At 66.9% G+C, this 23,877-nt stretch carries 17 protein-coding genes and 3 pseudogenes; 9 read left to right on the forward strand and 11 right to left on the reverse strand.

Annotated features, from left to right (window positions below):
• Positions 1 to 128: 128 nt before the first annotated feature.
• The gene (locus tag ACCQ10_RS16970) at positions 129 to 1,730 is read left to right on the forward strand and encodes a rhamnogalacturonan lyase B N-terminal domain-containing protein (protein ID WP_372361356.1); all 1,602 of its coding nucleotides are present in this window, start codon (positions 129 to 131) and stop codon (positions 1,728 to 1,730) included.
• 422 nt (positions 1,731 to 2,152) lie between these two features.
• Here ACCQ10_RS16970 and ACCQ10_RS16975 read toward each other — a convergent pair whose 3' ends face one another.
• A complete protein-coding gene (locus tag ACCQ10_RS16975; protein ID WP_047694982.1) occupies positions 2,153 to 2,968 on the reverse strand; it encodes a GH12 family glycosyl hydrolase domain-containing protein in 816 nt (271 codons plus the stop codon).
• A 471-nt stretch (positions 2,969 to 3,439) separates the two neighbouring features.
• Between ACCQ10_RS16975 and ACCQ10_RS16980 the strand changes: the two genes are divergently transcribed.
• Both ACCQ10_RS16980 and ACCQ10_RS16985 read left to right on the forward strand, forming a co-directional pair.
• A complete protein-coding gene (locus tag ACCQ10_RS16980; protein WP_166744279.1) occupies positions 3,440 to 4,384 on the forward strand; it encodes a DegV family protein in 945 nt (314 codons plus the stop codon).
• 86 nt (positions 4,385 to 4,470) lie between these two features.
• Complete coding sequence (locus tag ACCQ10_RS16985) at positions 4,471 to 4,809, forward strand: hypothetical protein (protein ID WP_184367664.1); 339 nt, start codon at positions 4,471 to 4,473, stop codon at positions 4,807 to 4,809.
• Positions 4,810 to 4,848: 39 nt separating this feature from the next.
• On the opposite strand, the gene ACCQ10_RS16990 is transcribed toward ACCQ10_RS16985, so the two are convergent.
• Both ACCQ10_RS16990 and ACCQ10_RS16995 read right to left on the reverse strand, forming a co-directional pair.
• Positions 4,849 to 5,769, reverse strand: coding sequence for a DMT family transporter (locus ACCQ10_RS16990; RefSeq protein ID WP_372361357.1), 921 nt, complete (start codon positions 5,767 to 5,769; stop codon positions 4,849 to 4,851).
• Positions 5,766 to 5,960 (reverse strand): annotated as a pseudogene (locus ACCQ10_RS16995) (phenazine biosynthesis protein PhzF); the annotation flags it as partial. The pseudogene ACCQ10_RS16995 and the gene ACCQ10_RS16990, both read right to left, overlap by 4 nt.
• Before the next feature lie 190 nt (positions 5,961 to 6,150).
• Between ACCQ10_RS16995 and ACCQ10_RS17000 the strand changes: the two are divergent.
• On the forward strand, positions 6,151 to 7,560 hold the full coding sequence (locus tag ACCQ10_RS17000; RefSeq protein ID WP_372361358.1) for an aminotransferase-like domain-containing protein: 1,410 nt from the start codon (positions 6,151 to 6,153) through the stop codon (positions 7,558 to 7,560).
• An 800-nt stretch (positions 7,561 to 8,360) separates the two neighbouring features.
• Here the strand turns inward: ACCQ10_RS17000 and fghA are convergent.
• From fghA to ACCQ10_RS17030, 6 genes are all read right to left on the reverse strand, one after another.
• On the reverse strand, positions 8,361 to 9,191 hold the full coding sequence (gene fghA / locus ACCQ10_RS17005; protein ID WP_372361359.1) for an S-formylglutathione hydrolase: 831 nt from the start codon (positions 9,189 to 9,191) through the stop codon (positions 8,361 to 8,363).
• A 58-nt stretch (positions 9,192 to 9,249) separates the two neighbouring features.
• Positions 9,250 to 9,825, reverse strand: coding sequence for an S-(hydroxymethyl)glutathione synthase (gene gfa, locus ACCQ10_RS17010; RefSeq protein WP_047695008.1), 576 nt, complete (start codon positions 9,823 to 9,825; stop codon positions 9,250 to 9,252).
• Between the two features lie 69 nt (positions 9,826 to 9,894).
• Positions 9,895 to 11,004 (reverse strand): S-(hydroxymethyl)glutathione dehydrogenase/class III alcohol dehydrogenase, encoded by a 1,110-nt coding sequence (locus ACCQ10_RS17015; protein ID WP_039411211.1) that lies wholly within the window; start codon positions 11,002 to 11,004, stop codon positions 9,895 to 9,897.
• Positions 11,005 to 11,067: 63 nt separating this feature from the next.
• Positions 11,068 to 11,343, reverse strand: a complete 276-nt coding sequence (locus tag ACCQ10_RS17020; protein ID WP_039411209.1) for a metal/formaldehyde-sensitive transcriptional repressor — start codon at positions 11,341 to 11,343, stop codon at positions 11,068 to 11,070.
• 281 nt (positions 11,344 to 11,624) lie between these two features.
• On the reverse strand, positions 11,625 to 15,248 hold the full coding sequence (locus tag ACCQ10_RS17025) for a PAS domain S-box protein (RefSeq protein WP_506191966.1): 3,624 nt from the start codon (positions 15,246 to 15,248) through the stop codon (positions 11,625 to 11,627).
• Between the two features lie 398 nt (positions 15,249 to 15,646).
• Positions 15,647 to 16,762, reverse strand: coding sequence for a glycosyltransferase (locus tag ACCQ10_RS17030; RefSeq protein ID WP_372361360.1), 1,116 nt, complete (start codon positions 16,760 to 16,762; stop codon positions 15,647 to 15,649).
• A gap of 137 nt (positions 16,763 to 16,899) precedes the next feature.
• Here ACCQ10_RS17030 and ACCQ10_RS17035 point away from each other — a divergent pair, with 137 nt between their 5' ends.
• The 3 genes and pseudogenes from ACCQ10_RS17035 to ACCQ10_RS17045 all read left to right on the forward strand — a co-directional run.
• Positions 16,900 to 17,619, forward strand: coding sequence for a response regulator (locus ACCQ10_RS17035; protein WP_081419567.1), 720 nt, complete (start codon positions 16,900 to 16,902; stop codon positions 17,617 to 17,619).
• Positions 17,616 to 17,940: pseudogene (locus ACCQ10_RS17040) on the forward strand (two-component sensor histidine kinase); the annotation flags it as partial. The gene ACCQ10_RS17035 and the pseudogene ACCQ10_RS17040, both read left to right, overlap by 4 nt.
• A gap of 179 nt (positions 17,941 to 18,119) precedes the next feature.
• Positions 18,120 to 19,109, forward strand: a pseudogene (locus tag ACCQ10_RS17045) (ATP-binding protein); the annotation flags it as partial.
• Positions 19,110 to 19,317: 208 nt separating this feature from the next.
• On the opposite strand, the gene ACCQ10_RS17050 reads toward ACCQ10_RS17045, so the two are convergent.
• On the reverse strand, positions 19,318 to 20,682 hold the full coding sequence (locus ACCQ10_RS17050) for a glutamate--cysteine ligase (RefSeq protein ID WP_372361361.1): 1,365 nt from the start codon (positions 20,680 to 20,682) through the stop codon (positions 19,318 to 19,320).
• A 460-nt stretch (positions 20,683 to 21,142) separates the two neighbouring features.
• Between ACCQ10_RS17050 and ACCQ10_RS17055 the strand changes: the two genes are divergently transcribed.
• Both ACCQ10_RS17055 and ACCQ10_RS17060 read left to right on the forward strand, forming a co-directional pair.
• Positions 21,143 to 21,979 carry a helix-turn-helix transcriptional regulator gene (locus ACCQ10_RS17055; protein WP_039411928.1) on the forward strand — a complete coding sequence of 279 codons (837 nt, stop codon included), beginning with the start codon at positions 21,143 to 21,145 and terminating at the stop codon, positions 21,977 to 21,979.
• A 107-nt stretch (positions 21,980 to 22,086) separates the two neighbouring features.
• Positions 22,087 to 23,067 (forward strand): MBL fold metallo-hydrolase, encoded by a 981-nt coding sequence (locus ACCQ10_RS17060; RefSeq protein WP_372361362.1) that lies wholly within the window; start codon positions 22,087 to 22,089, stop codon positions 23,065 to 23,067.
• 73 nt (positions 23,068 to 23,140) lie between these two features.
• On the opposite strand, the gene yihA is transcribed toward ACCQ10_RS17060, so the two are convergent.
• Complete coding sequence (gene yihA / locus ACCQ10_RS17065) at positions 23,141 to 23,764, reverse strand: ribosome biogenesis GTP-binding protein YihA/YsxC (RefSeq protein ID WP_372361363.1); 624 nt, start codon at positions 23,762 to 23,764, stop codon at positions 23,141 to 23,143.
• Between the last annotated feature and the right edge of the window lie 113 nt (positions 23,765 to 23,877).

A 23,877-nucleotide genomic window follows, 5' to 3' on the forward strand; every position in this document is an offset into this window, starting at 1 on the left:
TAGGTTCATTGCTGAAGTTTGGACGCGCCGCACGCTCTGCTGCTTGCGCGCTCGCCGTCGTGGTCCAGCCCGCCTAGCATCGCGCATCGGCATCCGGCTTGCCGCCTCACGTCGCCATGGAGACCCACATGTTCTGCCCGACCCTGCGCATGCTTGCATTCGCGTTGTGCCTGTACGCCGGCGTCAGCGCCCCGGCCATGGCGGCATTCGGATTCACCCGCAGCGGCGACCGCGTGGTGGTGGACAGCGGCGCCGAGCTGGTGTTTTCGGTCAATGCCAACAATGGCGACATCGTGTCGATGCGCTACCGCGACAACGAGCTGCAGACCACCGAGGCGAAGGGCTCGCACATCGCCTCCGGGCTGGGCAGTGCCAGCGTGGACGCGCGCGTGGTGGGCGGGGCGATCGTGGTATCGGCCAAGGCCGGCGATCTGGTGCAGTACTACATCGTGCGCAAGGGCCGCAATGCGATCTACATGGCCACCTATGCGCCGACCTTGCTGCCGGTGGGCGAACTGCGCTTCATCGCGCGCCTGAATGTGTCCAAGTTGCCGACTGCCCAGCAGGAGCCCGATTCCAGCGTCGGTACGGCGATCGAAGGCGAAGATGTCTTCCTGCTGCCGGACGGCCGCACCAGCTCCAAGTTCTATTCGGCGCGGCGCATGCTCGACGACCAGGTGCATGGTGTCAGCGGCTCCGGCGTTGCGGTGTTCATGCTGATGGGCAACCGCGAACGCAGTTCCGGCGGGCCGTTCTTCAAGGACATCGCCACGCAGAAAACCCGCGTCACCCATGAGCTCTACAACTACATGTATTCCGACCATACCCAGACCGAGGCCTTCCGCGGCGGCCTGCATGGTGTCTACGGCCTGTTGTTCACCGATGGCGGCGCGCCATCGAGCGCGCAGCTGAGCACCGACTTCGTCGATGCCACGCTGGGCTTGAACGGCTACCTGGCCGCTGACGGGCGGGGTGCGGTGAGCGGCCGCGTCGGCGGCGTGCTCTCCGGGCAGCCTGCCGTAATCGGGCTGCGCAACGCGCAGGCGCAGTACTGGGCCAGAGCCAATGGCAGCGGTGATTACCAGATTGCTGGCGTGCGCCCGGGGCGCTATCGCATGACGCTGTACCAGAACGAGCTGGAGGTGGCGCAGCGCGATGTCGAAGTGTTTGCCAATGCCACGGCGCAGGCCGCGTTGCAGGCGGTGACAGCGCCAGGAACGGTGAAGTGGCAGATCGGCGTGCCCGACGGCACCCCGGCCGGATTTCGACATGCCGACTTGCTGCCGCGCGCGCACCCGTCCGACCGGCGCATGAGCTGGTCACCGCTGACCTACACCGTGGGCGCCAGTAGCGTGAGCAGTTTTCCGGCGGTGCAGTGGCGCAGCATCAACACCCCCACCCGCATCGACTTCGCCCTGGCCTCCAGCGAGGTGCGCGGCTATCGCCTACGCATCTTCGTGCCGTTGGCCCAGGTCAGCGCGCGCCCGCAGGTCAGCGTGAATGCCCGCTGGAACGGCCCGGTGCCCGCTGCTCCCAACCAGCCCAAGACGCGCGGCATCACCCGTGGCACCACACGCGGCAACAACACGCTGTATGAGGTGGACATCCCCGCGTCGGCGCTGCAGGCCGGAAGCAACCGCATCGAGATCGGGCTTGCCTCCGGATCGCCGGATAACGGGTTCCTCAGCCCGGCCGTCGTGTTCGACAGCATCCAGCTGGTGGCGATGTAACAGCGGTGGACACGACTACGTAATCGCCAGGTACGCGCTGCCGGTGCATGGATGAGCTCCGATCAGGGGATGGGGACGCCTGCCACCTGGCAGGACGCCACGCACCGGACACACGACCATTGCGTCATCCGCCTGCGCAACAGATTTGCGTCACGAAGCGGATGTCCACGCACTGACGGGGCGCAGACACGGCCATCCATGCGGACCGATCACCGTGGCCTCCTCCGATGCGCGCCACCTGCATGACAGGCGCGGCGCAGACGGCCACCTCATTGGCGTGATGCACCTCATGCCCGGCGAAGCTGCGAGCAGGTAGTGCCTCACGCAGCTGCCGGCGATGCACACGCGAGATGCACACGCGAACAGGCAGCGCGCACGCAGGCCGCCGCACTGGCGGCCCACGCGCACCTCAGCCCATCGCGTTACTTGGCATCCATCGTGGCGCTGACCTTGGCCCAGCCATTGCCACGCACCACTTCAAAGCCCGCCTCGGCCGCATGCAGATACATGCTGTTGTTGTATCGGCCATCCTTGGAGCGGTTGTTCTGCAGCCAGGTCAGGAACGGCTTGGCGTCGATGTTGAGGCTGCCGCTAGTCTTGAGCGTGGGCTGGCCGGCGGTGCCGGTCGGGATGAAGGTGTAGACGTAATAGCCGGCACCGGAGTTGAAGCCTTCCCACAGATCGAAGGTGCGGCCACCGGCGGTGATCACCTTGGTCGCAGTGACGGTGCCGATCGGCCAGGAGTTGTGGTCGCCCCAGATCATCACTTCCAGCTGCGGATTGCCCTTGGCGGTATCCCAGCGGAAGAAGATGTCGTAAGCGAAGTCGCCGGCCAGATTGCTGCCGCCGGCGCTGTAATTGAACTTGAACGGCAGCGAGCTGATCGACGAGATCTGCTTGGGGAACAGCTTGTCGGTGGTCGGATTCCAGTCGTAATGCCAGCCGCGCACGATGGCCGGGTAGCCGTAGAGGTTGTAGTCGGCAAAGTTGAAGGTGACGGTCAACTCCGGCGTGCTGCCGGTGCCAAAGGTGCCCTGGATGATGTTGTTGGGGTCGTTGAAGTTGTTGACCCACGCGTAGTGGTTGCCAAAGATCTTGTACGGGCCGGCCAGGGCCACGGGGGCGAGCGCCACCAGGCCAAGGGCCAGTGCCGCCTTCCACCAGCGCGATGCGCGCCGCCGTGTGGTGGTCGCCTTGGGCGCGGCCTGCGTGAGGGTGTTGGATGGGGTGGTCTGCATCTCTGTCTCCATTGTGTTCGGCGCGGCGGCGCCAGTGCGGCGCCACCGAGACCCGCCCTGCAGCGGTCGTGACCGACCCTAGCAGCGGTGCTGTGAGAGGAGCTATAGCGATTCCGGCAGGCCGGAGCGGCCAAGCGCGATAGCGGGCGCTACCTGGCAAGCCAAGCGTGTCCTGGTCCGCAGTTCGCTGCCATCTCCCGGCGGTGGCGACATGTACCGCTCAGGCACCTGGGCGCACCCGCGAGGGGGAATGCTGCAGGGCGGCATGGCAGGCAACGCACCGCCGACGAGTGTGATGCCACCGCAGCGTGGCCCGGGCTGCCGGACAATGGGCATGCAAGGGGCCGGCAGGCGCGGCTGAAGGCGCGCGAGCAGCCTGCCGGCACGCAGCGCGCCAACGGGTCTACGCGCGGCGGCGGTTTTGCGATAGCGTTCGCAGTACAGACGACGCAACAGCCGGAGGGGGCGACGATGCGCATCGGAATTGTGGTGGATAGTGCGTGCGACCTGCCGCAGGAATTTCTTCAACGCAACAACGTCATCGTGCTGCCGATCAGCGTGCGCATCGGCGAGGCGGTGCTGGCCGATCACCGCGATGAAGAGGCCACGCTGAGCTTTCTGCAGGCGCATGTGGCCGAGCGCGGCCACGAGGCCGAAACCACGCCGTTTTCGGTCAACCAGATCCGCGACCTGTTTCTGCAGCGGTTGGTCATCGACTACGACCACGTGTTCTGCCTGACCATCTCCAAGCTGCGCAGCCAGATCTTCGACAACGCGATGCAGGCCAGCTTTGCGATTCTCAACGACTACAAGCCGATCCGTCAGGCCGCCGGCCACGGCTCGCCGTTTGCGCTGCGCGTGATCGACACGCTCAACCTGTTTGCCGGCCAGGGCATCACCGCGGTGGAGGCCGTGCGCCTGCGCGAGCAGGGCCAGGGCGTGGCGGCGATCCGCACCCGCCTGGAACAGCTGGCCGAGCACACCTACGGCTACATGATCCCGCGCGATCTCTACTACCTGCGCGCACGGGCGCGCACCAAGGGCGACCGCAGCGTGGGCCTGATCGGTGCGGCGCTGGGCAGCGCGCTGGATATCAAGCCGGTGCTGCGCGCGTACCGCGGCGTCACCGAGCCGGTGGCCAAGCTCAAGGGCTTCGAGCCATCGGCCGACAAATTGTTTGGCTTCACCGTCCGCAAGATCCGCGACGGCCTGATGACCCCGACCGTGTGCGTGGGCTATGGCGGCGAGCTGGCCGAGCTGCATGCCCTGCCCGGCTACGCGGCGCTGCAGGGCGCCTGCCAGAGCCACGGCGTGGAACTGTTCGAAAGCGTGATGAGCCTGACCGGCATGGTCAACGTCGGCAAGGGCGCGCTGGCGGTGGCCTTCGCGGCCCAGCCGCATGGTTTTTCCGCCTGAGGCACGCGCCTGGCGGCACCTGGCCTTCGACGGCGTTCTCACCCGTCCTCGGCTAGTGTGCCGCCGTCATTCAACGGAGCGTGTCCATGCCTGTCAGCTACTCGATCAGCCTGCCCGACCCCAAGCTCGCCCGCGGCAGCGCGCCCTCGGTGAGCTTCACCGCCAACGGCGCCGAGGCGTTTGCCGAGCAGTTGCAGGCCGCCCTGCGCGATCCGGCGTGGTTCGATCGCTGGCGCCAGCTGCAGGCCGACCCGGACGAGGTGGACCCGAGCCTGGGCATCACCGACCCGGCTGCCACGGTCACCGGCAAGCAGCAGGACCTGCGCATCGATCTGGTTGCCACCACCAGCATTCCCGGCGACCTGTTCAAGCAGCGCATGCAGGCCCTGGCCGGGGCGCACTGGCAGATGCGCGACGTGCGTTGACGGTTTGCGCCGCCATGCGGGATGCGTGGCGGCGCACGCTCACGCCTGTGTCGAGGCACGGCGTGGCCAGCGCCATTTCAGGTTGACCGCCAGCGTGCCCAGCACGATCAGTGCCAGGCCCAGCCACTGCACCGGTACCAGCGCGTGGCCGTACAGCAGATAGTCCAGCAGCAGCGTGACCAATGGATACACGAACGCCAGCACCGCGATCGTGGCCACCTGCAGATGCCGGTACGACGAATAGAACAGCACGTACACGATGCCGCTGTGGATCACGCCCAGCCCCACCAGCCAGACCCAGTGCAGGCCGGGATGCAACGCGCTGCTGCTGGAAAACCCCGCCAGCAGGAACGTGCCGACCCAGCACTGCACCGTCACCACCGCCAACGGCCGCTCACGGCTGATGCGGCGTGACATCAGCAATGAGGCGCCGCACAGCAGCGCGGCCAGCAAGGTCAGCGCAATCCCGAGCAGATAGCCGCGGTCGGCAGCCTGCCACAGCCGCGCCGGGTCGGCCGAACACGCAACGCCCACAAACGCCAGCAGCGTCCAGCCCAGGTCGGCGCGGCGGGTGCGCTCGCCCTGCAGCAGCGCCGCCAGCAGCAACATCACGAACGGAAACACGTGGTAGACCATCGTCGCCACGCCGATCGACGAGCGCGCCATGCCGGCGAACAAGGCCACCCAGTTCAGCACCAGCAGCACGCCACTGATGACGGCATCGCGCAGCAGCGTGCGGTCTCGCCACACCCCATCCAACTGTCCGCCGATCAGGCCGCAGATGCTGAGAAACAGCGCGCCGAACAGGCAGCGGTAGAACACCGCCGTCACCGGATCCTGCCCGCTTTCGTGCACGAACACGCCCACCGACCCGATCAACACCTCGCCCACCAGCAATTGCCAGATCGCGCGTCGCGCAGTGCCGGCCGATGCCGCTTGAACAGACAAGGCGATGCTCATAGCGCAATCGTTCCCTGCAGAGACTGCACAGCGCTGCCGCGCACAGACACATGCCGCGGCTCCACCCGGCATGCACGTTCGCCGGCGCGCGCAGATGCCTGCAGTGCGGTCGACTGCGTCCTGCCCGGCCTGCCCGCCCATGGCGGCGCCAGCGCGGCATGGATCGACCCGGTCACCGGATCTTCGCTACCGCAGGATTGCCCTTGAAGCGCCGCAGTGAGCACATCGACGATAAACACGGGAAGCAGCACGACCAACCTCGCAAAAGAGGACACACGCCTGGCGCATTCACCGGGCACAGCCAGTCTGCAATGCACCACACGACCATGACAGATTCAGATACGCTGCAAATTGACCAATACAGATGAAAGGTACCGGCACATGCTTCTGTATGAATCGCTCGCCATGCAGCTGCGACAGCAGATCGAAGGCGGCACCCTGCGTGCCGGCGAGCGTCTGCCCTCGATCCGGCAATTGGCCGCCACCCACGGCATCAGCACGGCAACGGCAGTGCAGGCCTGCCTGCAGCTGGAACGCGAAGGACGCGTGCAGGCGCGGCCGCGCTCCGGTTACTTCGTGCGCACCACCGCCTCTGCATCACCTGTATCACCACCCGTAACGCGTCGGCGTAAACCCGGCATGGTGGACAACCCGGCCTTGCAGCGCGTACTCGACACCCTGGCGCGTACCGACCTGGTGCCATTGCATACCGCCACTCCCGCGCCGGCGCTGTTGCCGGCTGCACAGTTGGCGGCAGCATTCTCGCGTCAGTTGCGTCGCCAACGTACCGCCGCACTGGACTACGCACCGCCACAAGGCCATGCCGCACTGCGCCGGCAGATCGCACAGCGTTATGCACACTGCGCAACCGCCGTGGCTGCGGAAGAAGTCGTGATCACTGCCGGTGCGATGGAAGCCATCAGCCTGGCCTTGCGCACGCTCACCGCACCGGGCGACGTGGTGCTGGTGGAGACGCCCACTTATCACGGCATCCTGCAGGCGGTGGCCGCCTTGCGGCTCAAGGTACTGGAAGTGCCCAACCGCGCAGGCCAGGGCATTGATGTCGCGCGCCTGGACGCACTGCTGCAACGCACGCCGGTGCGCGCGGCGGTGCTGGTGCCCAACTTCAACAATCCCAATGGCAGCCTGACGTCCGACAGCGCAAAGCGCGCACTGCTCGACAGCTGCGCCCGCCATGGCACCGTGGTGATCGAGGACGATATCTACGGCGAGCTGGATTGGTCGGGCCAGCGACCGCGCCCGCTACGCCACTTCGACACCCATGCCAATGTGATCACCTGCGGGTCGTTTTCCAAGGTGCTGGCACCCGGCTTGCGCGTGGGCTGGTTGCTCGGTGGCGACTGGACCGAGGCCTTGGTACGCGCCAAGTATTTTTCCACCGTGGGCAGCGCCAGCCTGCCGCAACTGGCCTTGGCCGATTATCTGGCGCAGCACGACCTGGAACGGCATCTGCGCAAGCTGCGCCGCACCCTGGCCGACAACGGCCAACGCCTGCGCGATGCGGTCGTGCGGCATTGGCCCGATGACACACGCATCGGCGACCCGGCTGGCGGTTTATCGCTATGGCTGCAATTGCCCGAGGGTGGAAGCGGCCAAGCATTGTTCGAGGCCGCACTAGCCGAAGGCATCGGCACCTCGCCCGGCCATCTGTACTCCAGCCGCGGCGACTACGCGGATCACATCCGCCTGACCTGCGGCCAGCCATGGAGCGAGACGCTGGAACGCGCAATGCGTCGATTGGGGAAGCTGGCAGCCCAGGTGGCGCGCTAGCGCGTTGCAGGCATCAGCTTGGTTGGTGTTGGTGTTGGTGTTGGTGTTGGGTGTGGGTGTGGGGTGTTGGGTGTTGGGTGACGACGATACCCGCACCAACGCGACACTGACGTTCAGTGAAGAAGCAAGCCCCTCTCCCGCCGGGAGAGGGGTTGGGGTGAGGGAACGTGGCGAAGCCCTCATGGCGTTCGAGCGCATGCGGCTTCGCCCGTCCCCTCATCCGCCCCTTCGGGGCACCTTCTCCCGGAGGGAGAAGGGATCACTTGCGGTCTGCGCTCGTGTGCGTTGCCGCCAATCGGTGCGACACGGGGACTTCGAGATGTCTGCCACTTTGCCATGCCATCCCATCCCGTCCCACCCCATCACAACCTCAACCGCACCCCACCACTGGCGCAGCGCCGCCGCATAATGCGCGATGTGCTCGCCGATACAACTGGCGATCGATGTGCTCGCACCTAAAGCTGGCGATGAAGTAACCGCCACGGTCATGGCCTGGCTGCATCCGCCATCCGCTCGACGCGGAACTTCAGCGCGGTGGCAAGCCCCTCTCCCGCCGGGAGAGGGGTTGGGGTGAGGGTACGTGGCGAAGCCCACGCTACGTTCAACCGCGTGTGGCTTCGCCCGTCCCCTCATCCGCCCCTTTGGGGCACCTTCTCCGAAGGGAGAAGGGATCACTTGCGGTCTGCGCTTGTGTGCGTTGCCGCCAATCGGTGCAACCTGGGGACTGCGGGATGTCTGCCACCTTGCCGTACCATCCCGTCCCGCCCGCCCCATCCCATCACACCCTCAACCGCACCCCATCACCCGCGCAGCGCCGCCGCATGATGCGCGATGTGCTCGCCGATAAAGCTGGCGATGAAGTAATAGCTATGGTCATAGCCTGGCTGCATCCGCACGGTGACCGGATAGCCGGCCGCATTGGCGGCATCTTCGAACAGCCCGGTCTTCAGTTGGTTCTGAAGGAATTCGTCCGCATCGCCCTGGTCGATCAACAGCGGCAACCGTTCCTGCGCCTGTGCGATCAGCGCGGTGGCGTCGTAGGCCTTCCACGTCGCGCGATCGTCGCCCAGGTACTGCGCAAACGCCTTCTCGCCCCACGGCACCAGGCTCGGTGCGACGATCGGCGAAAACGCCGATGCGCTGCGATAGCGGCCCGGATTCTTCAATGCAATGGTCAGCGCGCCGTGCCCGCCCATCGAGTGGCCGCTGATCGCGCGCACGCCGGTGGTGGCGACATTGGCTTCGATCAACGCCGGCAATTCGTTCACCACATAGTCGTACATGCGGTAGTGCGCGGCCCAGGGCTGCTCGGTGGCATCGACGTAGAAACCGGCGCCCTTGCCGATGTCGTAGCCATCCGCGTCGGCCACATCGTCGCCGCGCGGGCTGGTGTCGGGCGCAACCAGGATCACACCATGCTCGGCCGCGTAGCGCTGCGCGCCGGCCTTGCTGATGAAATTCTGTTCGGTGCAGGTCAGGCCGCTCAGCCAGTACAACACCGGCAAGGGGCCATCGGCAGCCTGCGGCGGCAGATAGACGCCCACCTGCATGCTGCAATTCAAGGTCTGCGACTGATGGCGATACACGTCCTGCCAGCCGCCGAAGCAGGCGCGGTGTTCGATACGTTCCATGAAGATTCCTTACGAAGAGAAACCCTGCAGCCGGTGCACCGGCCGCAGGGTTGGACAATCAATGCAGCAGGCCTTTCTGGCGCGCAACCTGGGTCGATAGCGCGTCCATCAGTCCCGGCGACAGGCAGTCGTACGGGGTCAGCCCCAACTCGGTCAGCCGCGCGCGCACGCCGTCCATCTGCTCCGGCGGCGTGCCGGTTTCGATGATCGACGACACGAAGGCCGCAAAGCCCGGTGCCGACCAGCCTTGTTGCTTCGACAACTCGGTGTGCACGAAATCCAGACCGTAGAACGCATGGTCCTTGTTCTCGATGCGGCCATACAAATGCACACCGCATCCGGTGCATGCGTGGCGCTGGATCGTCGCGCTTTCATCGACGATCTTCAGCTTTTCGGGATGCGCGGTCACCGTGACCTTGTCGCGCGGCGCCACCGCCACCACCGAAAATTTCGCGCCCGCAGGCTTCCAGCACTTACTGCAACCGCAGGCGTGGTTGTGCGCGGTCTGCGCGGCCACCTCCACGGTCACCTTGTCGGTCGCGCAGTGGCATTCGAGGGTTCCCCCCTGAAAGCCCTCCGCACCTCCACGCGCAACACCACCATCTACCGAAGGATGAATCGACACGTTTGTCATCATGTCCCTCCCGGGAGTCTCGGGTACCACGTGCGCGGAGGCGGCCGCGCGCCGCTCCTGGCCGTCTGGTCAGAAATGAATCACGGTGCGGATCGACTTGCCTTCATGCATCAGGTCGAAGGCCTCGTTGATCTCTTCCAGCGGCATGGTGTGGGTGATGAACGGATCGAGATCGATCTCGCCCTTCATCGACTGCTCCACCATGCCCGGCAACTGCGTGCGTCCCTTGACGCCACCAAATGCGGAACCGCGCCACACCCGGCCGGTGACCAGCTGGAACGGACGGGTGCTGATTTCCTGGCCCGCACCGGCCACGCCGATGATGACGCTCTCGCCCCAGCCCTTGTGGCAGCACTCCAGCGCCGAACGCATCACGTTGACGTTGCCGATGCACTCGAAGCTGAAGTCCACGCCGCCATCGGTCAGCTCGACAATGACCTCCTGGATCGGCTTGTCGTAGTCCTTGGGGTTGATGCAATCGGTGGCGCCCATGCTGCGCGCCAGATCGAACTTGCCCGGGTTGGTATCGATGGCAATGATGCGCCCGGCCTTGGCCTGCACCGCGCCCTGGATCACCGCTAGCCCGATGCCGCCCAGGCCGAACACCGCCACGCTCTCGCCCGGCTTGACCTTGGCGGTGTTGTGCACCGCGCCGATGCCGGTGGTGACGCCGCAGCCGAGCAGGCAGACCTTTTCCAGCGGCGCGTCGGGGTTGACCACAGCCAGCGAGATTTCCGGCACCACGGTGTATTCGCTGAAGGTGCTGCAGCCCATGTAGTGATAGATCGGCTCACCGTTGTAGGAGAAGCGCGTGGTGCCATCGGGCATCAGGCCCTTGCCCTGGGTGGCACGCACGGCCTGGCACAGGTTGGTCTTGCCGGACAGACAGAACTTGCACTTGCGGCATTCGGCCGTGTACAGCGGGATGACGTGGTCGCCGACCTTGACGCTGGTGACGCCTTCGCCCACCTGCTCGACGATGCCGCCGCCTTCATGCCCCAGCACCGAAGGAAAGATGCCTTCCGGATCGTCGCCAGACAGGGTGAAGGCATCGGTGTGGCACACGCCGGTGTGGGTGATGCGGACCAGCACTTCGCCGGCTTTCGGCGGTGCGACGTCGATTTCGACGATTTCCAGCGGTTTGCCGGGTCCGAATGCGACTGCTGCACGGGATTTCATGGGGTAGCGCTCCTGACGAGATGTTCAAGGACGGAGCCGGCAAGCGCCGGCCCGGTGGGAGATTTATTTGAGGTAGGACCGGACCAGACCCAGCAGGTCTTGCACGCGTTCGGCGCGTTGCGCATCGGATGCGGCGGCATGCCCGAAGTCCTCGCGGATATGCGCTTCAAGCACCTGCGACATCAGCCCGTTGACGGCCCCGCGGATCGCAGCGATCTGCTGCAACACCGGGGCGCAGTCTGCGCCCGACTCCAGCGCCCGCTCAAGCGCGTCGCACTGCCCGCGCAAGCGGCGCACCCGCGCCAGGGCGCGCTTCTTTTCCAGCGGCGAATGCGGCATGCCGGCCTCCGGCCAAAATACTGGGGGGTAGTATAGGCATTTCCAGCAGAAAAGCGATGCCGCCGCTGGACGCGTTAGGCGCGCAGACGGTTTTCGGTGCCGCCGTGATGGTTTTCAGGTCAGCACGGGACGGTTGCCGCGTGCCAGGCTGAACCCGCCTGCGTCGGTGGACTGTTTGCCGCATGCCGGCGCGCAGCGCCCTGCGCCGCAGAACCGCATGCGGCAGGCGCGATCCCGACGGGACCACGGCAGCGTGCGTCGGGCCGCGGCACCTGCGTGCGCTACGCATCGCCGGCAGCACGTCCTTCGTCGCCGGCGGCAGATGGCGTGTTGCGGTCGGCTGCCAGCCGCATGCTTTCCGAGACCGGCAGCGCGATCGTGCAACGCACGCCATCGGGGCCAAGCACATACGTGGTCTCGGCCTGCAGCTGATACGGCAGCGCGCGCTCGATCAGTTCGCGGCCGTAGCCGGCCCCCTGCGGGGCGGCCCCCGGTGCCGGCATGTCCACGCCGGATTCGCGCCATTCGATGCGCAGGCGCATGCCCTCGTCGGTGCGATGCAGCCGCCAGCGCACCAGCAGGTGCCCGCCAGGCTGCGCCAGCGCGCCGTATTTGTTGGCATTGGTGGCCAGCTCATGCAGGGCCAGCGCAAAGGTCTGCACGGTACTGGAACGCAACCGCACCCCGCGCGGCCCCTCCAGCACGACCCGCTCACCGCGCCCCTGCGCATCGATTGCGCCCATCGCCGACAGTTCGACCTGCAGCAACTCGTCGAACAGGATGCGGTCGCCGTCGTTCAAGCGCGACAACAGGCTCTGCACGCGTGCCAGCGCATCCAGACGGTCGTTGTAGACCAGCGCCAGTTCCGCAATGCTCTCGCTGCTGCGCTGGGTGCGGTTGAAGACCACGCGCACCACGCCCATCAGGTTGCGCGTGCGGTGCTGCAGCTCGGCCAGCAATACCTGCTGGCGATCTTCCCACTGCCGTCGCCGGGTCACGTCCTGGCCGATCTTGAGATAGCCCAGCGGCTTATCGTTGCCATCGCGCAACGGGCGCGTGGCACCTTCGATGAACACCCGGCTTCCGTCCTTGCATTGATGCCAGCGGATATTCGGGGCCACGCCGCAACGGCGCGCCTGCTCGAGCTCGTGCTGCGGCACCTCCGCCAGCCGGTCTTCGGCCACGAAGGTCATCGCCATGTCCTGCCCTACCGCTTCCTCGGCGCTCCAGCCGAACACTGCTTCGGCGCCGGGTGGCCAGGTCTGGATCCGCCCGCCGGGGTCGACGGTGAAGATGGCATAGTCCAGCGCGCTTTCCAGGATCACGCGGTGACGCTCCTCGCTGTCCCGCAGTGCACCCTGCGCACGTGCACGCTCCAGGGCCTCCCAGGTGCGTGCTGCGGTCTCTTCCACCAGCCGCACCTCGGCCACCGTCCAGTCGCGCGCGTTGCGCTGATTGACCACGAGCGCGGCCACGCGCTGCCCGCGCTTGATCAACGGCACCGAGATCAGTGCACCGATCTCGTTGCCACCTGCCGCCGCGCGCTGGTCGTCGGGCAGCGCGCCCTCGGCGCGGGTGTCGCGCACCACCCAGGTGCCCGGCTCGCTCAGCCAGGACAGCGGCCAGGCAGTCAGCACCGCGCCACGCGCCTGGCTGGCCTGGCCCGGTTGATGCCAGTGGCGCGCGACGAGCGGGCGCCCGCCATCGCCGCCCACGTCCACGTAATAGGCGCACCCGGCGTTCATGTGTTCGCCGAGCAGGCACACCGCCTTACTCTGGATCGCCGCCGGATCGGACAGCGACCGCAGTGTATCGGAGAGCTTCAGTAGGAAAGCGTTGCGGTCCTGCACTTCGCGCAGGGCCGCCTCGGTGGCTCTGCGGTCGGTGATATCCAGTACGAACTCGAATCCGGTCCCGTCGGGCAGCAGCTTGGAGGCGAACAAGGCCCAACGCAGGCTGCCGTCCTTGCGCCGATATTCGCGCTCGTACGGCGTGGCACTGCCCTTGGTCTTGAGCTCGTGGAAGGCATGCGCCGACAACGCGCTCGCCGCCGCCGGCGTCAGGTTCTGCCAGGTCAGCCCGCCCGCCTCGACCTCGGCGCGGCTGTAGCCGGTCATCTTGAGGAACGCATCGTTGGCATCGATCAGGCGGCCGTCCATGTCGAAGTACGTGGCCCCCACCGTTTCGATGGTCAGTGCGGTGCGGAAGCGTTCCTCGCTGGTACGCAGTTGCTGCTCGGCATGCTTGCGATCGGTAATGTCGCGGAAATACACCGACAGGCCGCCGTCGCCGGTGGGATAGATGCTGATGTCGACCCAGTGCCCGGGCACCGGCGATGCGGCATCCAGGCGCATCATGCGGCCGCTCTGCGCTGCCTGCAGATGCGCGCGGTGCGTTGGCGACCCCACCATCTCCGGGAATTGGTCCCACAGCACCTTGCCCAGCAACGCTGTCCGCGTGCGCCCCCACACCGCTTCGGCCTGCCGATTGACGTAGGTGAAACGCCATTGCGCATCCACGCCGTAGAACGCATCGGAAATGCTTTCCAGGATGTCACGGTTGCGTTCGGCAAGCTGCCATAGCTCTGCCTGCGCCTGTCGCTGATCGGTCACGTCCTGCACCACGGTCAGCCCGCCGGTCACCTTGTCGCCGTCGCGCAGCGCCACGGCGGTGACGCGCAACCAGCGTTCGCTGTCGCCCCCGACATGCACGAAGTCCACCGGCAAGGCGGAGTCCACCCCACGCAAGGCCAGCGCGCCTGGAAAGTCTTCGCTTGCCACCGGGCAGCCCTGCTGGTCGAAGCCCTTCCAGTGCCCACCATGCACGTCGTCGCGCGACGGAATCCGGTCACCGAGCTGGCTGTGCAGACGCGGATTCCTGTACGTGAAGATGCCGGCGGTATCGAACAATCCCACGCCGATGGGGACCTGATCGAGCACATAGGCCAGCCGCGCCTGGCTGGCGCGCAGCTGCTCATCGGCCTGCTTGCGGGCGGTGACATCGACACCCGCAACGAACCATTCGCTGATCCGGCCATCGGTCTCCATCACCGGAACGGCCTTGGTCGACATCCACGCGACGCTGCCATCGCTACGGCGTACACGGTGCTCGAACATGATCGCGCTCCTGCCCTGGATGCCTGCATCGATGCGATCGCGCACCTGCGCACGATCCTCCTCGGGGATGTAGTCAGTGATCCAGCGCCGGTCCGGGTCAACCACCCCCGCGAACGCGTCCGTGTTGCCAAGCGCACACATCTCGCTCCAATCCGGGCTCACCCGGTAATGCACCTCGGAGCTTGCTGCAGACAAGGCCAGCAATCGCGATTCGCTGGCGCGCAGCGCGCGCTCGGACCGGTAGCGCTCGATGAAATCGGCCGCCGTCCATGCCAGCAGTTCCAATAGCCGTAGCTCATGGTCGGCGGGACGATACGGGACGCTGAACTGCGTTCCGAGCAAGCCCAGCAGCGTGCCGTCGCGACTGAACAACGGCGTGAACTGGGCGGCACGGATGCCGCTGCACAGCGCTGCGTCGTAGTCCGGCGTGTGCTTGAGTGGCGCGAACGCTTCGATATCGTCGATCACCAGTTGCCGGCGTTCGCGCCGCATGGCCTGGCAGGTCGCCTGAAACCCGTCCTTGAGGAAATGCTGCACGAACGGGCTGTTTTCGTCGTGTCCTTGATAGACGCGCAACTCCATCTCGCTACTATGCGCATCGACCAGCTGCACGCAGCCACAGGCCGTGCGCGCGAATGCGCAGGCAAGCGCGGTGATCTCGCTCAACGCGGCGCGCGCATCCGCTTGCGCCGCCAGGCCGACCTGCAACGCATGCAGCTGGCGCATGCCCGCCAGCTCGTCGCGCAAGGCCACCTCACTCTCGACCTGTGGCCCGGAGGGACTCTTCATTGTGACGGGATCTTTCCTGCAGGAGCCATGATCGATCACTCGCAATCCTTGGCAACCACAATGCGCGATCAACAGCGAAGAGGTTGTCAGCAGCGTGCTCGACACGGAACAAGCGCTGCACGATGACGGCAGCCGTAGCGCGTTCTCGATCAGCGCAGCCCAGGCACCCTTACCCATCGGCGCTTGGCGATACACCACGCAAGGCGCACCTACGGCAACGTCCGCTTGCCGCCCGCGGCAGGCGTTGCGATGCAGTCAGATGCTGATGAGGATCAGCCGACCGGCAATCTGGCGGAGAGGTGGAAGCACCTCACGCGCATCCGCACACCGATCGATGGCACCTCGACACACGCAGGCGCTGCAGCATGTGTAGCGATGCAGCACATCGATGTCGAACGTCAACGCTCGACCACGACTGCTTCGACACCGACCGGTTCGACACCGACCGCGTCGTCTGCCACATGCCCGGGCAGCGATGCCAGCACCGCATTCCGGAAACGGGCCGAAAATGCCGCATCGTTGGCCTGATAGAAGGCGCGCGCATTGGCCGATAACGCATCCAGCTGCACCTGCGGCATGGCGAGTGCGGTATCCACCGCCTGCGCAATGCCCGCTGCGTCCACGTAGTAATACGAGGCCAGGCGCCGCTGGCGCACCTCGGCCGCAGGAATCAGCACGCCATGCTCAGGCCGCACCAATTCGTTCATGGGCTCGCCATCGGTCGCCAGCGTCACCGCGCCGACGCTGAGCGCCTCCATCAGGTAGTGACCGAATCCTTCCGCCTCGGAAGGACACAGATGGAACAGATGGGCATTCTGCAGCCGGCGCAGTTCCGCATCGTCCAGATAACGGACGCGGTGATCGATGTTCGGCGCCACCACCGGCTTGCCGGCGGTGCGCGGGTTCTGCACCACGGTCAGCAGCGGCCACTCGGGGTGTTGCTTCCAGGTCTCCAGCAGCACGCGGGTGCCCTTGGCGGTGCTGCGCCCGGCCAGGTGGAAAAACGCGCGCTGCCGCGGCACGTGCGGGTCGTAGCGATCCGGGCTGGTGAAACCGATGAACCGCGTGGTGCAACCCAGACTCTGGAAAATCCGCTCGGCATGATGGGTCTTGCACAGCACCGCATCGAAGCGCGGCAACAACGGCAGCCACTTGGGCAGCAGCCATTCCGGATTGGGCACCAGCAGATTGATCTGCCCCAGCGCCAGGCAGCGCGCGTAGACGCGTTCGGAAAAGATCTGCAGCGGCACCCGCCCGAACAGCGCGCGGCTGGCCCACAGCCGCGCTTCGCGGCCGGTGTCCTGCAGCCGCTGGCTGGTGAACCCCAGTTCCTGCACCGGCACGCCGCCGGCGCGCAGGGTCTGCGCCATCAGCACCATGTCGCGGGTCAGGCCCACGCCGTTGTCGCGGCTGATCACCCGCATCATCGGAAACGCCCTGGCCTGCGCACGCACACCGTCCGGCTGGCGCAGTGTCGAAGCGATGATGTCCTGCGCGATGTCCCGTCCCGTCATGGTGCCTTGCACGTGTGCCAATGGTTGACAAAATCCATCATTATTATGTTTGTTCCAGCCTTGCATCTGCGAGCACCATGTATCCGGTAGCCACCACCCCGCGCGGGCCAACCTCCGCGCCACCGACGATGACCTCCATGGATATGCAACAACCCCGCGTTCTTGTGGTCGACGACGACCCCGACCTGCGCAAGCTGATCGGCGAATTCCTGAGCGCCCACGGCTACCAGGTGGACGTGGCCGAAAACGTGGCGGACATGCGCACGCACATGGCGCAGCACCGCCCGGACCTCATCGTACTCGACGTGATGATGCCCGGAGAAGATGGGTTGAGTGCGGCACGTGCCCTGGCCAGCGAGCGCGGTTCACCTGCGGTCATCATGCTCAGCGCGCTGGGCAACGACACCGACCGCATCATCGGCCTGGAAGTGGGCGCCGACGACTACCTGGCCAAACCCTGCAATCCACGCGAGTTGCTGGCCCGGGTCCGCGCGCTGCTGCGGCGCAGCCAGGCCAGCAGCGAGCAGGCCGACCAGCGCGGCAACGTCTACGAATTCGCCGGCTGGCGGCTGGACGTGGTACGCCGCGACCTGCGCGACCCCACCGGCATCTTCATCAATCTGTCCGATGGCGAATTCGCCCTGCTGCGCACCTTCGTCGAGCACCCGCAGCGGGTGCTCAGCCGCGACCAGTTGCTGGACTATGCCCGCGGCCGCGACACCGACGTCTACGACCGCGCCATCGACAGCCAGATCAGCCGCCTGCGCCGCAAGATCAATGAGCGCGTCCATACCGAGTTGATTCGCACCGTACGCAACGAAGGCTACATGCTGCTGCCGAGCGTCTCGCGCCTGTGAGCACGCCGGCACGGCGCGGGCTGTCGATCTTTGCCCGTACGTTCGTGTTGCTGGCGGTGGCCCTGTTCACCGCCCAGGTGATCGGCATCGCCCTGCTGGTGATGCGCACGCCGGTGTACGAGCCACCGGTGCATCCGCCGGAGGTGGTGGCGCTGCTGTCCACGCGCATGCCGGCTGGTACCCAGACCCTGAAGGTGCACGATGGTGCGCAGGCGCCGACACCGCCGTCTGGCCAGGTGCGCGACCCGTTTGCGGAGATGCTGCTGGCGCATTGGCTGGACGTGGACGCACGCCACGTGCGGTTCTATCGCAGCGCCGACGAGCGCCAGGTCCCGCGCCTGGACGAGCAGCCGTCGCCGCGCGCGCGCAGGCTGCCGCAGATGGCCGATGGCGCCGCTGGCGACCACGGACAGCGGCCGACGGAATGGCCGCCCGCCCGTGCGGGTGCGGGCGCGACCGACGGCCGGCCCTTCGGCAGTGAAGCAGCGCCGGGCCAGGCGCCGGAAGACTGGGAAAACGAACGGCTGACACCCGGCGTGCCGCTGCTGGACGGCTTCACCGCCGCCCTGCAGCAGCCCGATGGCCGCTGGCGCACGGTGGAGTCGCCGCGCCGGCGGTTGTCGGCCGAATTCAAGACGCACGTCGTGTTGCTGTTCCTGGCCGGCCTGCTCGCCAACGTACCGCTGGCGTGGTGGTTTTCGCGCGCGCTGTCGGCGCCGATCAAGCGCTTTGCCGAAGCCGCCGACCGGCTGGGCCGCAACCCGCATGCCCCTGCACTGCAACGCAGCGGCCCGCCGGAGATCGTGCGCGCGGCCGATTCGTTCAACGGCATGCAGGCACGCCTGAACCGCCTGATCAACGAGCGCACCCACATGGTGGCGGCGATCGCGCACGACCTGCGCACGCCGCTGGCGCGATTGTCGTTTCGCCTGGACGACCTGCAACCGCCGCTCCGCGACAAGGCGCTGGCCGATATCGACGAGATGAAGGCGATGATCTCCGCCGCACTGGATTTCATCCAGAACGATCGGCATCGCGGCGAGCGCGCGCCGCTGGACCTGCGCCTGCTGGTAGAGAGCGTGGTCGACAACGCCACCGATATCGGCGCCGACGCGGTGCTGTTGCCGGGCCCGGCGATCACCCTGGACGGCGACCCGCTGGCGTTGCGTCGCGCGGTGATGAACCTGCTCGAAAACGCGCTCAAATACGGCAAATGTGCCCGCCTGCACCTGCAGCGCGACGGCGAGGACGGCGTGCTGTGGATCGACGACGACGGCCCCGGCATCGACCCGACCCAGCGCGAGCAACTGCTGCTGCCGTTCGTGCGTGGCGAGTCCTCGCGCAATCGCGGCACCGGCGGCATCGGCCTGGGCCTGTCGGTGGCGCACAGCATCGTGCTGGCGCACGGCGGCGATCTACGTCTGGACAATCGCACCCAGGGCGGATTGCGCGTGACCGTGCGCCTGCCGTGCATGCCGGAGCGGCGCTGAGCGCAGAGCGCGCCGGCCAACGGCGGATCAGTGCGCGGGACCAGTGACGGCGGCGGTGCCAATAGCGGTGGCGACAACGCCTGGCGAGCAGTCGTCGGATGGGCATGGAGGGCGCACCCGCAAAACCCGGTCTGTGCGCTACCGACAATCCACTGCGCGCACCGTCACCCACGGCAATGCGCGCCGCCTCACGGCGCGTGCCGCTCACTCAGTACGCAAACTCGCGAAACACGCGGTCGATATCGCCCTTCCAGGCGCCGTGATACAGCGCCAGCTTGCGCTCGGCGGCGGTGACGCCGCTTTCGGCGATCTCGGCGATCACGTCCAGGAACCCGGTCTCGTCCTGCCCGTCGCGGTTCAGGCGTGCGCGACGACGCAGGCCTTCGCGCGCGATGTTGACCGCCTCCACTGCCAGATCGCGCGCGGTGCCGTTACGGAACGGCAGACCCAGCGCGTGCCTGGGCACGCCGTCGCGCAGCGCATGCCGCTCGGTGGGGCTGAAATCCTTGACCAGGTCCCAGGCCGCATCCAGCGCGGTCTGGTCGTACAACAGGCCCACCCAGAACGCCGACAACGCGCACAGGCGATCCCACGGGCCGGCGTCGGCGCCGCGCATTTCCAGATATTTCTTCAAACGCACTTCCGGGAACGCGGTGGTCATGTGGTCGGACCAGTCGCGCAGCGTCGGCAGTGTACCTGGCAGCGCCGGCAGCCTGCCCTGCATGAAGTCGCGGAAGCTCTGCCCGCTGGCATCGTGATAGACGCCATCGCGGTAGGAAAAATACATCGGCACATCGAGCAGGTAATCGACGTAGCGCTCGTAGCCGAAGCCGTCTTCGAACACGAAATCCAGCATGCCGGTGCGGTCGGCGTCGGTGTCGGTCCAGATATGCGAGCGGTAGCTCAGGTAGCCGTTGGGTTTGCCTTCGGTAAACGGCGAATCGGCAAACAGCGCGGTGGCGATCGGCTGCAGCGCCAGCGACACGCGGAACTTCTGCACCATGTCCGCTTCGGTGGCGTAATCCAGGTTGACCTGCACGGTGCAGGTGCGCGTCATCATGTCCAGGCCGAGCGAGCCGACCTTGGGCATGTAGTTCTTCATGATCTGGTAGCGGCCCTTGGGCATCCACGGCATCTGGTCGCGACGCCACTTGGGCTGGAAGCCCATGCCCAGGAACCCGAGCTGCAACTCGCCGGCGACCTGCGCCACCTCGTCCAGATGGGTGCCGGTTTCCACGCAGGTGTGGTGCAGGGTTTCCACCGCCGCGCCGGAGAGCTCCAGCTGGCCGGCCGGTTCCAGGGTCACCGAGGCACCGTCGCGCAGCAACGCGATGGTGTGGCCGTTTTCCTGCACCGGCTCCCAGCCGAAGCGGGTCAGCCCGCTCAGCAGGGCCTCGATGCCGCGCGCACCCTCGAAAGCGGGCGCGCGCAAATCATCCAGCTGGAAACCGAACTTTTCGTGCTCGGTGCCGATCCGCCAGTCCGCACTCGGCTTTTCGCCGGAGGCCAGCACCTGGACCAGTTCCGCGCGTTCGGTGATCGGCGTTTCGGCAACGTGGCTGGGACTCGACAAGGGCAGGCTCGCAAACGAAAGGGGTGGGACGATGTGGGGGTCCTCCCCAGCCACCGCAAGGCCCGCACTATACCCGCAGGGCATGCAAGAATTGCCGCCATCGGCCGGGTCTGAGATTTCCATCCATGCGCATGGCAGCGTCGAGGCTGGCGGCAGCCCCCTGCACGCCGGCACGATCCTGCCGCAATGCCAAGCGCAGACACCGCCGCCGGTGAGCGATGTCGGGCATGGCCGTCGCAGCAGCCTGCACTCACCACTGCCCTCGAACCCGACTCGCCTGGATCGCCCGGCCGCCTCCAGAAGGAAGGTTGCGCAATCGAACCGACCCAGGGGCGCCAGGGACCAGCCTTCAGCAGCGTGCTTCATTCGCCCGTCGTAGGCCCGCATGACCCGGCAGACCGGCAGGCACGGCGCTAGGCATGGCAGTGGCGCGCACACGATCCTGTAGCATCGCCCGGCCATGACCGTTGCGCCCACGCCCACCGACGCCCTGCTTGCGCAGATGGCCAGCCTGATGCACTGCGAGCGCGCCGAAGGCTTTGCCTGCGTGAGCGCGCGACGCGAGCACGGGGCGCGCTCGGTGGACCTGGCCCAGGCGCAGTTCGCCATCCTGCTGCAGGGCCGCAAGCAGGTACGCACGGCAACCCAAGTGCTGGAGTTCGGGCCCGGCGATCTGTTCCTGGTGACGCGCCGCTGCCGCATCGACGTCATCAATACCCCCGACCCGCACACCGGGCTCTACCTGAGTGCAGTGGTCCCGTTGTGCGAAGAGGCCCTGTCCGCAGCGCGGGCATTGTGGAACGAGCCGCTCCCCGAGGCCGGAGCCGACATCGCACGGTTGCCGGCCATCGCGTTCGACGGACCGTTGCGGCAATGGCGCGATGCGCTGCAACAGGGGTTGTACACCGAAGCGCGCCTTGCACTGGCCGCGTTGATCATCGGCGTTTGCCGTCGCGGCCACGGCGGTCTGCTGTTACCGCCTGCGCCCAGTCTCGCCGACCAGGTGCGTGCGCTGATCACCGCACAGCCACAACGGGCCTGGCGCTCGCGCGATATCGAAGACAGCCTGGGCATCAGCGGCGCCACCTTGCGCCGGCATCTGGCCGCCGAGCAGCGCTCGCTGCGCGACCTGATCACCGATGCGCGGCTCGCGCACGCGATGGCCCTGCTCTACACCACGCGCTGGCCACTCAAGACCGTGGCCGCACGGGCGGGCTATCGCTCCACACGCAGCTTCAGTCAGCGCTTCCAGCAGCGCTACGGGCTGGACCCGGGCAGCATCGGCAACAGCCGCTAGGTCGACCGCGCCGAGCGCTTGACGCAGCGTAATGAGCGAATCGCGCGCGCCGCGGCGCCCAGCATGACGCCACCGCGGCGGTGCCGCCTGTCCTGGAGTTGCCCCCCATGTCGTTTCCCGCCCTGCGTTCGCTGGCGCCCCTGCTGCTGGCCGCCAGCGCCACCCTCGCCCAGGCTGCCACGCCTGCCGGCACCCACCAGCAGGCGCCCGGTTTCTATCTGCAACGCATCGGCACGCTGCGGGTGACCGCGCTGTTCGATGGCAGCGTCGCATTGACGCGCCAGCAGCTGTCCCATCTCGACCCGGCCGAACGCGACCGGCTGCTTGCGCAGGGCTTCGTGCCCGAAGACGCCAGGGGCCTGCAGACAGCGGTCAACGCTTATCTGGTGCAGGACGGCAGCCACCTCAGCCTGGTCGATACCGGCACCGCGCAGTGCCTGGGTCCTGGCCTGGGCCAAGTGCTGAGCAATCTGCGTGCAGCCGGCTACGACCCGGCCCAGGTCGACGATGTCCTGCTCACCCACGCCCACCCGGATCACCTGTGCGGCCTGCTTGACGCACAGGGCAAACCGGCGTTTCCCGCTGCCACGGTATGGTTGTCCGCTGCCGATGCCGCGTACTGGCTGGACCCCGCATCCGAGGCGGGCGCCGGGCCGCTGCTGAAATTCGCGTTCCCGCTGGCGCGCGCGGCGGTGGCTCCTTACCAGGCGCAGGGACGTCTGCGCCGGTTTCAGCCGGGCAAGACCGCCCTGCCGGCCGGCATCGTCGCCCTGGACAGCCAGGGCCATACCCCGGGCCATGTCTCATATCGCTTCGACGGCGGCCCAGACAACACGCTGCTGGTGTGGGGCGACGTGCTGCACTACCACGCCGTGCAGTTTGCACAGCCGGACGCCTCGTTCGAGGCCGACAGCGACCGTGCCAGGGCGATCGGCTCCCGCCGCCGCATGTTGGCGCAGGCTGCGGACGGCCGGTGGTGGGTGGCCGGCGCGCACCTGCCGTTCCCGGGGCTGGGCCACGTGCGCCGCGACGGTGCCGCGTTCGCCTGGGTGCCGACCGAGTTCGGCGCGGTGCCGGCCACGCCCTGAACGCGAAACGGCGAGCCTTCGCCCGCCGTCGCGCATCGCATCGATGGGCCGCGGCGGTCACGGCCGCCGGGCATCACTCGGCGGCGGGCGTTTCCACATCTAGCCCCAGCCAGCCACCGACAATCCCGCGCAGTTCGTCCACGCCCTGGCGCGATTCGCCGGAGTAGGTCTGCACGGTCACGCTGTCGCCGAAGCGCGAGGTCACTTCCTTCTTGACCTTTTGCAGCGTCTGCATCTGCTGGCCACGGCCGAGCTTGTCGGCCTTGGTCAGCAAACCGTGCGCGGGCAGGCCGCGTTCGGCCGCATAGCCGAGCATCTGCAGGTCGTAATCCTTGAGCGGGTGGCGGATGTCCATCACCACCACCAGCCCGCGCAGCGCCTCGCGGGTGCGGAAATAGCGGTCGATGAAAGCCTGCCAGTGCGCCTGCAGGTCCTGCGGCACCTTGGCGTAGCCGTAGCCGGGCAGGTCCACCAGGTAGCGCTCGGGCTGGATCTGGAAGAACACCAGTTGCTGGGTGCGGCCAGGGGTCTTGGACACGCGCGCCAGCGAATTCTGGCGGGTCAGCGCATTGAGCGCGCTGGATTTTCCGGCGTTGGAGCGGCCGGCGAAGGCCACCTCGTAACCGCCATCGTCGGGCAATTGCCGGACGTTGTGGGCGGACAGGTGGTAGCGGGCTTGTTCGATAAGGAGCGACATCCCCCTAGGATCGCACGTTCGGGCTCTGCCGGTTTTGCTGCACTGTTCGTTGACCCTGGCGCAAAGGCGTGTCGATAATCGAAGCACGCCTGCCACAGCCAGCACCCAACGCG

The sequence above is a fragment of the Xanthomonas sp. NCPPB 1325 genome (assembly GCF_041477645.2).
GTDB classification, from domain to species: domain Bacteria; phylum Pseudomonadota; class Gammaproteobacteria; order Xanthomonadales; family Xanthomonadaceae; genus Xanthomonas; species Xanthomonas cannabis.